Origin of the sequence: Pseudomonas sp. SCB32 (assembly GCF_009189165.1) — a bacterium.
GTDB lineage: Bacteria > Pseudomonadota > Gammaproteobacteria > Pseudomonadales > Pseudomonadaceae > Pseudomonas.
Window position 1 is genome coordinate 5,481,180 of the sequence record NZ_CP045118.1, and the last position, 12,886, is coordinate 5,494,065.

A 12,886-nucleotide genomic window follows, 5' to 3' on the forward strand; every position below is an offset into this window, starting at 1 on the left:
CAGTGCGCGTCGCGCTTCGCTAAGCCTCCCCGACAGCCAGCACGCACTCTCCTGACGCAGCCGGCACGGCTATTGCTCCATTGTGTGCAGCTATCCTGTGACAGCCGGCACCCGCACACCGTATCCATCCGAAGGACCCACCCCATGCTCATTCGCGACGCCAGCCAAGCCGACCTCGGCAGCCTGCGCGACATCTACAACGACGCCGTGCTCAACACCACCGCCATCTGGAACGAGATCGCCATCGACCTGGAAAACCGCCGAGCCTGGCTTGAACTGCGCAGCCAGCAAGGCTTTCCGGTGCTAGTGGCCGAGGACGGCGGCGAGGTGGTCGGCTACGCCAGCTACGGTCCGTGGCGCGCCTTCGATGGTTTTCGCGAAACGGTGGAGCATTCGGTCTACGTGCGTGCCGACCAGCGCGGCAAGGGCCTTGGCCTGGTGCTGATGCAGGCATTGGTAGAGCGCGCCCGCGCCCAGGGGCTGCACGTGATGGTGGCGGCAATCGAGAGTGGTAACGCGGCGTCGATCCGACTGCACGAGCGCGTCGGCTTCATCACCACCGGGCAGATGCCGCAGGTGGGCCAGAAGTTCGGGCGCTGGCTGGACCTGACGTTCATGCAGCTGGTCCTCGACGCACGTAGCGCACCATGACTCCGGTGTGCAGAGCGGTGGCCGCTGAGGTGATTGGCGAGACTTGAGCGCCCCGATCAACGCAACTGGCTGTCCTTGCTGCCCCGCCGGTTATAGCCGGTGAAGGCTGCCTGTTCCTTGTCGTGCTCAGTCTGGCAGTTCACGCACAGGTGCACGCCGGGGATCGCCTTGCGCCGCGCCTCGGGGATCGGCGCGTCGCACTCCTCGCAATGGGTCAGGCTCTCGCCCTTGGGCATCTGGCTGCGCGCCCGTGCGATAGCGTCCTCGATGGTGCTGTCGATCTGTTCCTGAACCGCTCCGTCGTTTGCCCAGCCGCTGGCCATGGCGACCTCCGTTGGTCATGCGTCATACCGCTAGATATGCCGGCCACGACCACGGAATGCAAGGACGGAGCGATGCCGCGCCCCCGGCGGCTTACTCTTTCACTTCCATGTATTCCCGCGCCCAGATCTGGTACTCCTCGGGCAGGGTGTACTTCTTCGCCAGCTCCGACGCGGTCAGATCGGAAGCATCGACGCCGCGCTGCTCGCGCAGGCAGTCGTAGGTGGCCTTGATCGCCGCGAAGTAGGCGGCATGGCCGTCCACCACGATGCGTACGCCCAGGCGCGCCAGGCGCTGGTCGTCGCGCAGCGCCGGGTTGCCATAGGACACCAGCATCAGCGGCACGGAGAGGTGGCGGGCGATCGCCTCCAGGTGGTCGAAGTCACGGATACCGACCATGCAGATGCCATCGGCGCCGGCGGCCTGGTAGGCCAGGGTACGGCGGATCACGTCATCCACTTCCAGCACTTCGGCGTTGGTGCGGGCGATGATCGCCATGTCTTCGTCGATGCGCGCCTCGATGGCCGCACGGATCTTGCCCACGCCCTCTTCCACCGTGATCAGGTCGGTGGATTTGCGGCCGAACTGCGCCGGAAGCAGGGTGTCCTCGATGGTCAGCGCGGCCACGCCGGCGCGTTCCAGCTCAACCACGGTGCGCATGGTGTTCAGCGCGTTGCCGTAACCGTGGTCGGCGTCGGCGATCACCGGCAGGCGGGCGACTCGACCGATGCGGGTAGCCTGCTCGACGAACTCACTGAGGGTGATCAGCGCGAAGTCCGGCGCCGCCAAAACTTGTAGTGAAGCTACAGAACCACCCAGGATGCCTACCTCGAACCCCAGATCCGCGGCGATGCGCGCCGACATCGGATCGAACACCGAGGCGGTGTGGTAGCAGGAGGAAGAGGTCAGTAAGGCGCGGAATTCCTTGCGTAACTCGTGGAAGGAGGCTCTGTGCATGGCGGGGTCCAACTGCTTATACGGGGTGGGAAAGAAAAATCAGTGGGCAACAACTCTTGTAGGAAAACTACAGGAACACAATGTAGCAAAACTACAAGCTACTCCCCAAGCCCCTTGGTCACCATTGTTTCCCGACAGATACCCTGGCTTTCCCCGCGCGCTCGCGTAAACTGCGCGGCCGTTTTTTCTCCGGACACCCGCGCACCATGTTCCAGACCACTGCGGCCCGCGCCCTGGGCATCGACTTCGGCACCTCCAACTCCACCGTCGGCTGGTGGCGCCCGGATACCGAACCGCTGATCGCCCTGGAAGACGACAAGATCACCCTGCCCTCGGTGATCTTCTTCAACGTCGAGGAGCGACGCCCGGTGTATGGTCGCCTGGCCCTGCACGAATACCTGGAAGGCTACGAAGGCCGCCTGATGCGCTCGCTGAAAAGCCTGCTGGGTTCCTCGCTGCTGAAAAGCGAGACCACCGTGCTGGGGAGCGCCATGCCGTTCAAGGACCTGCTCGGACTGTTCATCGGCGAGCTGAAGAAGCGCGCCGAAAGCGTGGCCGAACGCGAGTTCGACTCCGTGGTGCTGGGCCGTCCGGTGTTCTTCGTCGATGACGATCCCAAGGCCGACCAGGAAGCCCAGGACACCCTGGTAGCCGTAGCGCGGAAGCTCGGCTTCAAGGACGTCTCCTTCCAGTACGAACCGCTGGCCGCGGCCTTCGACTACGAGCGCAGCATCCAGCGCGAAGAGCTGGTACTGATCGTCGACATCGGCGGCGGTACCTCGGACTTCTCGCTGGTGCGCCTGGCGCCGGAGCGCCGCGAAGTGGCCGACCGCCACGACGACATCCTCGCCACCGGCGGTGTGCACATCGGCGGCACCGACTTCGACAAGCAACTCAGCATCCAGGGCGTGATGCCGCTGTTCGGCTATGGCAGCCGCATGAAGAGCGACGCCTTCATGCCCACCAGCTACCACCTGAACCTAGCCACCTGGCACACCATCAACGCGGTGTACGCGCAGAAGTCCCAGCTGGCGCTGCAGAACATGCGCTACGACATCGTCGATGCCACCGGCATCGACCGCCTGTTCAAGCTGATCGAACAGCGCGCCGGCCACTGGCTGGCGATGCAGGTGGAAGCCAGCAAGATCGAGCTCTCCGACAGCCAGCAGCGCGACATCGACCTTGCACGCATCGAGCCGGGCCTTGTGGCGGAGCTCAGCCGCGAACTGTTCGAAGGCGCCATCGACCCGCTGCTGGAGCGCGTGCGCGGCAGCATCACCGAGCTGCTCAACTCCGCGGATGTGGACCCGGCGCGGGTCGACACTGTGTTCTTCACCGGCGGTTCGTCGGGCGTGCCGGCGCTGCGCCAGAGCGTGGCAGCCATGCTGCCCAATGCCCGCCACGTCGACGGCGACCGCTTCGGCGGCATCGGCAGTGGCCTGGCCATCGAGGCGATGAAGCGCTACGGCTGAACAGCCCCCAGCGGCCCCTCGTCCGGCAAGGTGAGGGGCCATCGACCGGCACGAATTGCGCCGGAGCGCACTGACGCCAGCCCTGCCTTGCGCTAGCGTTGAGGAATTATCACCTCACTTGGATATCGCCATGTCCCTTCTCCGTCTCGCCGTCCTTGCCAGCCTGTCCTGCGCGCTCACCGCTTGCGGCCTGGGCGAAACGGCCGCCACTGCAACCACTGCCGCCAGCCTGCAAGCCCAGCAGGCACAACAGGCCCAGCAACAGATCCAGCAGCTCAAGCAGCAGATCGATCAGGCCAATGTGCAGGAGCAGCAACGCCTGGACGATGCACTGAAAGACGCGCAATAGGGCGTCTCTCACTGCGCCCCATGCGTGCAGCGGCCCCTCGGAACCGGGCCTTGCCCCCATACGCTTGCGACCGCCGACTTTGGACTCGCCGCCTGCCGGCGCTTGTCTCCAGAAGTCATGACATTCCCCTTGCCCGAAGGTCTACCGAGTAGTGGATCGGCCCTGCGCGGACATATTCACTCCGATGCGCCGCCGTCTATCATGCGATCACTCAGCAAGGAGCCGTACATCATGAAACACAGGATCATCCAGCTGCCTGCCTTCACCGTGGTGGGCATGGACTTTCGGGGCAGCGCCCCCGGCGACAGCATCGGCCAGCTCTGGCAACGCTTCCTGCCGCGCGAGCATGAAATCACCGCCAACCCTCAGGACAAGAACGCCTACGGCGTCTGCGCCCAACTGCCGGGCGGCGAGTTCCACTACATCGCGGCACTGCCGGTGGACGCCGACGCCGAGGTGCCCGAGGGCATGCTGAAGTTCGAGGTGCCGGCGCAGAAGTACGCCGTGTTCACCCACGTCGGCCCGGTACAAGGGATCGCCGACAGCTTCCAGGGCATTTATTCCAGCCTGCTCGCCAGCCTCGGCCTGACCCCGCGCAAGGGCATCGACCTGGAACGCTACACCGAGCGCTTCCTCGGCCCGGAGAACCCGGCCTCGGAAACCGACCTGTACGTTCCGATCTACTGACGCTTGCCGGGCGCCGGCGCCTTCGCCGGCAGCTGCATCTGCTGCAGCAACGGCCCGCACTGGTTGTCGTCCTTCTGACTGGGCGCCACCAGCGCCAGTAGCGCGGCCGCCGGCGCCACTGCAACGCCCAGCGCGACCATTCCCGCGCCGCGCAACACCAGCGGACCGCTGTGTACCCCGGCGCGGGGATTCTTGAAGGTGCCCTGGACGTAAAGTGGCGAGCGCAGCGAGAAGATGCGCAGGCCCTTGCTCTCCGGGATCACATCCAGGTCCAGCTGCTCGTTGGCGAAATTCGCCGTGCCCTGCACGTTGATGATGGCGTTCTCGGTGTCGAACACGAACACCCGCGGCTGTGCCAGGCCCTTGGCGATGCCGACGTCGGCGGCGGCGCAGTTGATCTTCACCTCGTCGTCGCCGAACAGCTTGGCCACCATGTAGTTGCCGACGTTGAGCCCGGCGATCTCCATCAATCCCTTGCTGATGCGCCCGTCATTCATCAGCAGCTTCATCTGCCCGTTGGCGCCGCCGAGGATGCTCGCCACCGAGTTGCCGGTGCCGCTGATCGCCGCGTCGCCGTTGAGCTCGCCGAAACTGGTCTGCATCGGAGCGAAGCTGGGGAACAACTGCTTGAGCTTGAAGCTGCGTGCCTTGAGCTCGACACGGCTCTGCATGGGCGTCTTGCCACCATCCAGGCGGATATGTGAATCCAGCGTACCGCCGGCCATACCGAAGCGCAGGGGGTCCAGGGTGAGCAGGCCGTCGTCGAGCACCAGATGGGTATAGAGATCGCTGAGCGGCAGCTTGTCGCTGTGAACGATGCGCTTGCCGGTGAACTCCACGTCGGCGTCCATCGCGCGCCAGCGTTCGGTGCGAAACTCCTCCACCGGCAACACCTTGTCCGCCGGCTGGCGGGTGGTCTGGCCACGCGCCTGCTTGTCCTTGTTCGAGTCGGCGCCGATCAGCGGCCCCAGGTCGGCCATCCGCAGTTGCTCGGAGCGCAGCTTACCGGAGAGCTTCGGGCGTGGCTGGCGATTGACGAACACCAGGTTGCCGTGGAGATCGCTACCGCCGACCTTGCCGTTGAAGTCGTCGTAATGGAAGGTCGCGCCACCGGGGGCTTTCAGTTGCGCCGCGAGGCGGCCGTCGGTCTCGTAGGCCGGGGTGTCGGGCAAGGTCACGCCGGTGAGCGGGAACAGATTGGCCATGCTGCTGCCGGCCAGCTTCAGGCGCAGGTCGAGCGCGCCCAGGTTGAGCGGGTCGGTCAGCCTGCCGACCACGCTGGCGCGGGTGCTGCCGGCAGTGATATCCGCCTGTACCGGAAACGGCCTGGCGGCGTCCTGCAGGGCCAGCATGCCGCCTACCTTGCCGGAGCCGCTCAGGGGCAGGCCCTTGTACTCGCCCTTGAGCTTCCAGCCGAACACATAGTCCTGGGTCTCTACCGCGTCCTTGCCAGCCAGCGCCTTGCCGGCCAACTCGCCAAAGGACACCGGCTTGCCGAGCGGGTCCACCAGCAGTTCCAGGCGGGTCTTCAGGCTCTGGTCATCCAGGGTGATGCGTCCCTTGTCGAAGCCGATCTCACCGATATCCAGCGTCCAGGGTGACGACTGGGGATTGGCTTCTGCGTCCTTCCTCGGCAGCTCGAAGGTCCAGGTGGCGCGGCCATCGGCCAGGCGCAGCAGGTCCGCGCTGGGGCGGGTCAGGATGATCTGCGGGATGCTCACGGTCTTCCAGAGCAGCGGCAGCGGCGCCAGTCGGAACTCCACCTTTTCCAGGCTGGCGAACTGATTTTTACCGGGAAGGGGCGCAGGGGTCTTAGCGGAGGCCCAGTCGGGATTGCCCAGGGTGATATCGGCGGCGCTGAAATGCGGCCAGGGCACCAGCGCGCGCCAGCCTCCCTCCTCCGGCTCGGTGCGCCAGAGCACTTGCAGATCGCCGTTGATGGCGAAGGTGCGCCCCAGTTCGGCGGACACCTTCTCGTTGATCATCGGCTTCACCCGATTCCAATCGAAGGTGGCGACGAAGACCAGCATGCCCGCGAACAGGGCGACGAAGCCGGTGAAGGTCCAAAGGCAGATTCGCTGGCCGCGCGTCATACGTGAACTCCCTGGTTGCCGCGTCGGTGAAAGGCCTGGCATCCCGGCGCCAGACCCAGTGCACGGGTTGCGATGAAAGCACGACCGCCGGAGCCCGCCGCGCCGGCATTCTCCCTTGGTCCGTGAATTTGGACCACCGTTGGCGCGGTAAATCTCCCGCAATCGATCGCGCAGGGGCAGGCCTGGACGGACAACGCGGGGAAAAGTACCGGCGGGTACCGCGCCGGGCTCGCTCGGCAGGTCCTCGCTGAATCCACGAAAGTGGCGCTCTAGAGCCGTTATCGGCGAATTCGCCAGCAAACATATCCATAAAACAGATATTAACGGTTAAGCCGATAGCCCCTATCAAGGTTATCGATATAAGCACAATTTACTAACTAAATATTTGTTTTATAACAGGTAAATAAACAATCATCGACATCGATACAGACTATCTCCAGGCATCGTTTTCCAATCGATTATCCAGAACGGATACTGAGCCCGTGTCCAAGAACTCCCCCACTCTTTCTGGAGCCGAATCATGAAACGCACTCTCGTACTTGGCTTTGCCCTCTCCGTACTTGCTGTCAATGCCGCTTTCGCCGGCGCCCAGCAAGAGTCCCCGGTCCTGAACGCCAGCCACGTTCAAATGCTGGTCCAGGACGGCGCCGAACACGCCCTGGATCAACAACAACAGAAGCAACTGGACGCGGCCCAGGCTCGCATCGCCGAGAACGGCTCCAGTCAATCGGTTGATCGTCTGCACCACGAAATGAACGTTGCTGAAAACGGTTCCAGCCAGTCGGTTGATCGTCTGCACAAGGAACTGGGTGTTGCCGAGAACGGCTCCAGCCAGTCGGTCGATCGCCTGCACCAGGAAATGAGCGTTGCCGAGAACGGCTCCAGCCAGTCGGTCGATCGCCTGCACCAGGAAATGAGCGTTGCCGAGAACGGCTCCAGCCAGTCGGTTGATCGCCTGCACCAGGAAATGAGCGTTGCCGAAAACGGCTCCAGCCAGACCATCGACCGCCTGCACGGCAACATGGTCGCCGAGTCCGGTGGCGATACCGTCTTCGACGCCCACCTGAAGGCCTGATCCACGCAGTACGCCGCAAGGCGACAGAAAAGCCCGGCCCTGCCGGGCTTTCTTATGCCCTTCCGATCTCAACAGCAGCAGTGCTAGCAATGCTGGGCAAGTTCAGCGTTGTAACGACATCCTACTCAACCCACCGCCTCAATCGCCTGAAAGCGCCGTCCCAGATCGCTTTTCGTCGTTACATCAGCGGTAGCGATAGTAGAAATTAGCCGGCTAAATAATCGATGACGTTGATCCGCTCTATTGAGAGGCATCGTTTTTAAATCGATTAATCCGAAGGGAAAATGAACCCGTAGCCAAGAACTTCCTCCCCCTTCGGAGCCACTTAAAATGAAACGCCAGATCGCCCTCAGCCTTGCACTCACTTCCCTGATGACCGCCAGCGCCGCCTTTGCCGCACCGGCCATCCTGAACAACGGCCCGCGCGCCACTCACCAGCACGAACACCAGCTGCAGCAGAAGAGCGGTGAAGCTCACGTTGCCGCCAACGGTTCCGAGCGCACCATCGATCGCCTGCACAAGCAGATGGGTGATGAAGCCCGTGTTGCCGAGAATGGTTCCGACCGCACCATCGACCGCCTGCACAAGCAGATGGGTGACGAAGCCCGCGTTGCCGAGAACGGCTCCGACCGCACCATCGACCGCCTGCACAAGCAGATGGGTGACGAGGCCCGCGTAGCCGAGAATGGCTCCGAGCACAGCATCGATCGCCTGCACAGCAATATGGTTGCCGAGTCCGGTGGCGATACCGTCTTCGATGCTCACCTGAAAGTCTGATCTACGCCGCAAGGCGACAGAAAAGCCCGGCTAATGCCGGGCTTTCTTATTTGTGCCGCACGCAGGGGAGCGGCAGCTTGTGGAGAGGGAAGTACCGGAGCAGCCTCGGCTGCCGGGTACAGACCGTCAGCCCCTGGTTCCGGGGCCGTCCGGCGCACCGTCGGAGCGGCCGATGGTCGGCGGCGCTTCCACCACCAGCTCGTCGGGTACTTCCTCGACACGCGGGTCGAGGGCCGCGGCCATCGGGCTGACGGTATCGGGCATCGCCACATGGTGCAGCGGCGCCTCGTCGACGCGGTGCATGTCGGTGACGCGGCGCGGTTGTACCCAGACGATCAGCAGCACTGCATAAGCCGAAACCAGCATGTAGAACATGCCGGGGCCGAAGTGACGCATCATCGCGCCGGCGAACAGCGGGCCGATGCAGGCGCCAACGCCGTAGGTGGTCAGCAGCATTGCCGAGAGCGCCACGCGGCGCGGCTGTTCGACGTGGTCGTTGGCCAGCGCCACCGCCAGCGGATAGAGGGTGAACAACAGCATGCCGGTGACGAAGCCGTTGGCCAGCAACAGCTGATACGGCAACTGCACCAGCCCCCACATCGGCACGGCGGCGACGCACAGCAACAATGCGTTGCCACGGATCAGCCAGCTGCGGTTCATCCGGTCCGACAGCCAACCCAGCGGCCACTGCGCGCAGAAGCCGGCGATGATGCAGACACCGACGAACAGGCTCGACTGCGAGGTATCCAGGCCGTTGCGCGCCGCGTACACCGGCGCCAGGCCGTAGAAGGCGCCGATCATCAGGCCGGCGACGAAGATGGTGCCCAGCGACTGCGGCACGCGTTTCCAGAAGAAGCCGATCTCCAGCGGCGCCGCCACCAGCTTGGCCGGGTGCACCCGGCGGGTCAGCGCCAGCGGGATCAGGCAGGAGGAGAAGCAGATGGCGACCAGCAGCAGTGGCTTGTAGTCCAGCGCCGGGCTCAGCGCCAGCAGGCCCTGGCCGACCACCAGGCCGGCGTCCACCGCCACCATGTAGCCGGCGAACACCTTGCCGCGCTGGCGCGACTCGGCCTGCTCGTTGAGCCAGCTCTCGATCACCATGTACTGGTTCATCATCACCGCGCCCATCACGAAGCGCAGCACCATCCACACCTCCAGCTGCGAGACCAGCGCGTGGATCAGCACGATCACCGTCGCCAGCCCCGCGCAGGCAACGTAGGAACGGATGTGGCCGAAGCTGGCGATCAGCTTGTGGCCGAACTTGCCGCCGCAGACCAGGCCGAAGTAGTAGGCGGCCATCAGGCCACCGACCCACAGGTCACCCACCCCTTCCTGGGTCAGGCGCAGGCCCATGTAGGTAGTGAACAGGCCGGAGCCGGCGAGCATCAGCAGCGTAGCGGTATAGAGCGCGGGAAAAGTGACGAGCGGGCTGAACATGGCGAGTCCGGCAGGCAATTCAAGGATGGGTGTAGGTTAGCAAGGCGCCGCTGGCTGAGGCCGGCAGGTGCCCGACATCGGACAGCTCCGGCACGCCAAAGATCACATTGCGGCGCCTGCGGGCATTATCACCATCGGCCAGCACCGCCGCCATCACGGTGAAACCATCGGTCGCCCGGCTCTATCCAAATGGGAAAGCGTCCGGAGATTCGCCATGACACCCGCCGACCTCAAGCCCTTCCTGCTCTACTGCACCCTGATCAACTACGTGATCCTGCTGATCTGGTTCGCCGCGTTCAGCTTCGCCCACGACGGTCTCTATCGCCTTCATTCACGCTGGTTCGGGATTTCCGTCGAGCGCTTCGATGCCCTGCACTATGGCGGCATGGCGGTCTACAAGATCGGCGTACTGCTGCTGAACCTGACGCCGCTGATCGCCCTTTGCATGCTGTACTGACACCGGGCCATGCGACGAATGACCGCCCATCCAATAGCTAAGTGCTGAAATTTATTGGAAATGTTCGTGTCGTAGGGTGCACGCAGTTTGAAGGAGATCCCCCGTGCACCACGCTACTCGCAGCCTGCGAAAAACCCTCGACGCCGTCGCCACCAACAACGAGGCCACGGCGCTGGAAGTCATGCGAGCCGTCGACCAGGTCCAGGACGACCTGTTGCGGCAGAAGTTGCTCAAGTCCATCCACCACCTCAACCAGGACGCCGCCGACCTGCGCGCCCTGCGTGAGGAAGTCAACGCGCCGCAGAGCCGGCGCGCCTGATCCGCATCAGGCGTTCGCCGCCGCGTTGGGCAGACGGTAGATCCAGATTCGCCTGATGACCGTGGCGAATTGCGCGGACAGCCTGCCGCTGTTGTAGGTCTGGCCGTAGCGCGCGGCGATCTCGCGCACCTGGCGCGAAAGCCCGGCGTAACGACGCGCTGGCAGGTCCGGGAACAGGTGGTGCTCGATCTGGTGGCTGAGGTTGCCGGTGAGAATGTGGAACAGCCACCCGCCTTCCAGGTTGCTCGACCCGCGCAACTGGCGCAGGTACCAGTGGCCGCGCGTCTCGTTGTCCAGCACCTGGGGCGGGAACACGGCGGCCTTCTCGGTGAAATGACCGCAGAAGATCACGGTGAAGGTCCACAGGTTGCGCATCAGGTTGGCAATCACGTTGCCCAGCAGCACCGCACCGAAGGCACCGCTGAACAGGCCCAGCAGCGGAAACACCCCATAGTCCTTGATCCACTGGCGCCCAACCTTGGCGTTGAACTGGCGCAGCAGCGGACGCAGTTCCTCCTTGCTCATCCGTCCCTTCGCATACTTGTCCAGGCGCAGGTGCTGGATCGCCACGGCGTACTGGAACAGCAGCGCCTGGAGCATCACCCACAGCGGCTGCCAGCGGTAGAAGGGCTTCCACTTCTGCTCGGGGAACAGGCGCACCACGCCGTAGCCGACGTCATCGTCCTTGCCCAGCACGTTGGTGTAGGTGTGATGGATATGGTTGTGGGTGTGCCGCCAGAAATCCGAAGGCCCGACGATATCCCACTCATAGGTGCGCCCGGCGAATTCCGGATCGTTCATCCAGTCGTACTGGCCATGCATGACGTTATGGCCCAGCTCCATGTTCTCCAGGATCTTGCCCAGCCCGAGCAGGATGGTGCCGAGCAGCCAGGCGGGCGGGAACCAGCCGGCCATCAGCAGGATGCGGCCGCTCCAGCAGCAGAAGCGCACCGCCGCGCGGATGCGGCGGATGTAGCGGGCGTCGGTCTCGCCCAGGTCGTGCAGGGTGTGCTGGCGCAGAGAGTCCAGTTCGGCACCGAAGGCCGCCAGCTCTGCGGCGGACAGGTCGCGGTCGTCGCGCATGATTGGTCCTTGAGTCAGAGATCGACGGTCAGGTCGCCCTGGGGCGCGCTGACGCAGATACGGATGGGCTGGCCCGGCTCGCTGAACAGCTCGCCGCTGCGCAGGTCACGCACGCAGCCGCTGACCAGGGTGCAGGTGCAACTGGCGCAGACGCCCTGGCGGCAGCCGTGAGCCGGTCGAAGACCACTGGCTTCGGCCTGTTCCAGCAGGCTGCGGCGGCTGTCGCCGGAAAATTCCAACGCGCTGCGGGCAAAGCGCAGGCTCACCGATCTGGCCGGCTCGCCCTCGTCCCAGCTCGGCGGGCTGAAGCTTTCCAGCTGAAGACTGCGGCTGCTCGCGCCGAGCGACTGGCGCACGCTGTCGACGAAGCCGCCAGGGCCGCAGGCCAGCACGTGGCGATCATCCAGCCCTTGCACATGCTCAGGGTGAAAACGCCCACGCAACTCACCGGCCACCGGCGCATCGCCGCTCAGGGCCCAGCGCAGCTCGAGGTTCGGATACTGCCGCGCCAAGGCCTCCAGCCCGTCGACGAAGGCCCGCTGGCCACGCTCGCGGACGTAATGCAGCAGCGTCACCGGGCCGTTGTAGCCCCGCGCCAGCGCCTCGCGCAGCAGGCCGAGCAAGGGCGTCAGGCCACTGCCCGCAGCCAGCAGCAGCACGCCCTGTTCGTCCTGCGGCCAGCTCAGCTCGCCATCCGCCATGCCCAGTTCCAGCACATCCCCCACGCACAGCTGATGCAGCAGGTAGGACGAAACACGACCTCCCGGTTGCAGCTTCACCGCGAATTCCAGGCAGCCGTCCTCGGCGATACGGGTCAGACTGTAGCTGCGGCTGCAGCGCACGCCCTCACGCTCGACATACAACTGCACGTGCTGGCCGGGCCGCGCGCCACGCCAGTGAGCATTGGGGCGCAGGCGCAATTCGAGCATATCGTCCGCCACCCACTGCCGCGCCTCGACCCGCGCGTAGACCCGGTCGAGCGCCCAGCCGCGATTGCACACGCGCAGCACGGCGTCGACATCCGACTCGCGCAGCCACTGACCACGTACCAGGGCACGCAAAGGCACAAGCAGCGGCCGGATCAGGCGCAGACCGGCGAAGGGAAGGAACGACATGGACAACACCAGACAGTAAACATGTGTTCACTAAAATCTCATGCACAGGAGTTTTCAGTCAACACATGTTCACTGTATTGCACAGGAACTTCC

General features: G+C 64.4%; 15 protein-coding genes. 8 read left to right on the forward strand and 7 right to left on the reverse strand.

The genetic code is table 11. The annotated features are described in order from the left end of the window. Positions 1 to 144: 144 nt before the first annotated feature. Positions 145 to 651: a GNAT family N-acetyltransferase gene (locus tag GA645_RS25125; protein WP_152226502.1), complete on the forward strand. Its 507-nt coding sequence runs from the start codon at positions 145 to 147 to the stop codon at positions 649 to 651. A 56-nt stretch (positions 652 to 707) separates the two neighbouring features. Here GA645_RS25125 and GA645_RS25130 read toward each other — a convergent pair whose 3' ends face one another. Next, complete coding sequence (locus GA645_RS25130; RefSeq protein WP_152226504.1) at positions 708 to 974, reverse strand: DksA/TraR family C4-type zinc finger protein; 267 nt, start codon at positions 972 to 974, stop codon at positions 708 to 710. Between the two features lie 91 nt (positions 975 to 1,065). Further along, positions 1,066 to 1,929 (reverse strand): oxaloacetate decarboxylase, encoded by an 864-nt coding sequence (locus tag GA645_RS25135; protein ID WP_152226506.1) that lies wholly within the window; start codon positions 1,927 to 1,929, stop codon positions 1,066 to 1,068. 206 nt (positions 1,930 to 2,135) lie between these two features. On the opposite strand from GA645_RS25135, the gene GA645_RS25140 reads away from it, so the two are divergent. The 3 genes from GA645_RS25140 to GA645_RS25150 all read left to right on the forward strand — a co-directional run bounded on the left by GA645_RS25140 (position 2,136) and on the right by GA645_RS25150 (position 4,437). Continuing rightward, complete coding sequence (locus GA645_RS25140; protein WP_152226508.1) at positions 2,136 to 3,401, forward strand: Hsp70 family protein; 1,266 nt, start codon at positions 2,136 to 2,138, stop codon at positions 3,399 to 3,401. A 130-nt stretch (positions 3,402 to 3,531) separates the two neighbouring features. Beyond that, positions 3,532 to 3,750 (forward strand): hypothetical protein, encoded by a 219-nt coding sequence (locus GA645_RS25145; protein ID WP_152226510.1) that lies wholly within the window; start codon positions 3,532 to 3,534, stop codon positions 3,748 to 3,750. 231 nt (positions 3,751 to 3,981) lie between these two features. Continuing rightward, entirely contained in the window at positions 3,982 to 4,437 is a 456-nt protein-coding gene (locus tag GA645_RS25150) for a GyrI-like domain-containing protein (RefSeq protein ID WP_152226512.1), read from the forward strand. On the opposite strand, the gene GA645_RS25155 is transcribed toward GA645_RS25150, so the two are convergent. Then, entirely contained in the window at positions 4,431 to 6,530 is a 2,100-nt protein-coding gene (locus GA645_RS25155; protein WP_152226513.1) for an AsmA family protein, read from the reverse strand. The genes GA645_RS25150 and GA645_RS25155 overlap by 7 nt on opposite strands. A 520-nt stretch (positions 6,531 to 7,050) precedes the next feature. Here GA645_RS25155 and GA645_RS25160 point away from each other — a divergent pair. Continuing rightward, a complete protein-coding gene (locus GA645_RS25160; protein WP_152226515.1) occupies positions 7,051 to 7,605 on the forward strand; it encodes a hypothetical protein in 555 nt (184 codons plus the stop codon). A gap of 330 nt (positions 7,606 to 7,935) precedes the next feature. Continuing rightward, on the forward strand, positions 7,936 to 8,382 hold the full coding sequence (locus GA645_RS25165; protein WP_152226517.1) for a phage infection protein: 447 nt from the start codon (positions 7,936 to 7,938) through the stop codon (positions 8,380 to 8,382). A gap of 126 nt (positions 8,383 to 8,508) precedes the next feature. Here the strand turns inward: GA645_RS25165 and GA645_RS25170 are convergent, their stop codons facing one another. Both GA645_RS25170 and GA645_RS29150 read right to left on the reverse strand, forming a co-directional pair. Then, a complete protein-coding gene (locus GA645_RS25170) occupies positions 8,509 to 9,819 on the reverse strand; it encodes an MFS transporter (protein WP_152226519.1) in 1,311 nt (436 codons plus the stop codon). A 19-nt stretch (positions 9,820 to 9,838) separates the two neighbouring features. Next, entirely contained in the window at positions 9,839 to 9,973 is a 135-nt protein-coding gene (locus tag GA645_RS29150) for a hypothetical protein (RefSeq protein WP_256676021.1), read from the reverse strand. Positions 9,974 to 10,033: 60 nt separating this feature from the next. Here GA645_RS29150 and GA645_RS25175 point away from each other — a divergent pair, with 60 nt between their 5' ends. Both GA645_RS25175 and GA645_RS25180 read left to right on the forward strand, forming a co-directional pair. Then, the gene (locus tag GA645_RS25175; protein ID WP_152226521.1) at positions 10,034 to 10,276 is read left to right on the forward strand and encodes a DUF6868 family protein; all 243 of its coding nucleotides are present in this window, start codon (positions 10,034 to 10,036) and stop codon (positions 10,274 to 10,276) included. A gap of 103 nt (positions 10,277 to 10,379) precedes the next feature. Next, positions 10,380 to 10,595 (forward strand): hypothetical protein, encoded by a 216-nt coding sequence (locus GA645_RS25180; RefSeq protein WP_152226523.1) that lies wholly within the window; start codon positions 10,380 to 10,382, stop codon positions 10,593 to 10,595. Between the two features lie 6 nt (positions 10,596 to 10,601). Here GA645_RS25180 and GA645_RS25185 read toward each other — a convergent pair whose 3' ends face one another. Next, a complete protein-coding gene (locus GA645_RS25185; RefSeq protein ID WP_152226524.1) occupies positions 10,602 to 11,678 on the reverse strand; it encodes a fatty acid desaturase in 1,077 nt (358 codons plus the stop codon). A gap of 14 nt (positions 11,679 to 11,692) precedes the next feature. Then, positions 11,693 to 12,793 (reverse strand): ferredoxin reductase, encoded by a 1,101-nt coding sequence (locus tag GA645_RS25190; protein WP_152226527.1) that lies wholly within the window; start codon positions 12,791 to 12,793, stop codon positions 11,693 to 11,695. Positions 12,794 to 12,886 lie beyond the last annotated feature (93 nt).

Coding starts and splice junctions, on each gene's coding strand:
- GA645_RS25125 (WP_152226502.1), top strand. CDS start 145: ATGCTCATTCGCGACGCCAGCCAAGCCGACCTCGGCAGCCTGCGCGAC.
- GA645_RS25130 (WP_152226504.1), bottom strand. CDS start 974: ATGGCCAGCGGCTGGGCAAACGACGGAGCGGTTCAGGAACAGATCGAC.
- GA645_RS25135 (WP_152226506.1), bottom strand. CDS start 1,929: ATGCACAGAGCCTCCTTCCACGAGTTACGCAAGGAATTCCGCGCCTTA.
- GA645_RS25140 (WP_152226508.1), top strand. CDS start 2,136: ATGTTCCAGACCACTGCGGCCCGCGCCCTGGGCATCGACTTCGGCACC.
- GA645_RS25145 (WP_152226510.1), top strand. CDS start 3,532: ATGTCCCTTCTCCGTCTCGCCGTCCTTGCCAGCCTGTCCTGCGCGCTC.
- GA645_RS25150 (WP_152226512.1), top strand. CDS start 3,982: ATGAAACACAGGATCATCCAGCTGCCTGCCTTCACCGTGGTGGGCATG.
- GA645_RS25155 (WP_152226513.1), bottom strand. CDS start 6,530: ATGACGCGCGGCCAGCGAATCTGCCTTTGGACCTTCACCGGCTTCGTC.
- GA645_RS25160 (WP_152226515.1), top strand. CDS start 7,051: ATGAAACGCACTCTCGTACTTGGCTTTGCCCTCTCCGTACTTGCTGTC.
- GA645_RS25165 (WP_152226517.1), top strand. CDS start 7,936: ATGAAACGCCAGATCGCCCTCAGCCTTGCACTCACTTCCCTGATGACC.
- GA645_RS25170 (WP_152226519.1), bottom strand. CDS start 9,819: ATGTTCAGCCCGCTCGTCACTTTTCCCGCGCTCTATACCGCTACGCTG.
- GA645_RS29150 (WP_256676021.1), bottom strand. CDS start 9,973: ATGGCGGCGGTGCTGGCCGATGGTGATAATGCCCGCAGGCGCCGCAAT.
- GA645_RS25175 (WP_152226521.1), top strand. CDS start 10,034: ATGACACCCGCCGACCTCAAGCCCTTCCTGCTCTACTGCACCCTGATC.
- GA645_RS25185 (WP_152226524.1), bottom strand. CDS start 11,678: ATGCGCGACGACCGCGACCTGTCCGCCGCAGAGCTGGCGGCCTTCGGT.
- GA645_RS25190 (WP_152226527.1), bottom strand. CDS start 12,793: ATGTCGTTCCTTCCCTTCGCCGGTCTGCGCCTGATCCGGCCGCTGCTT.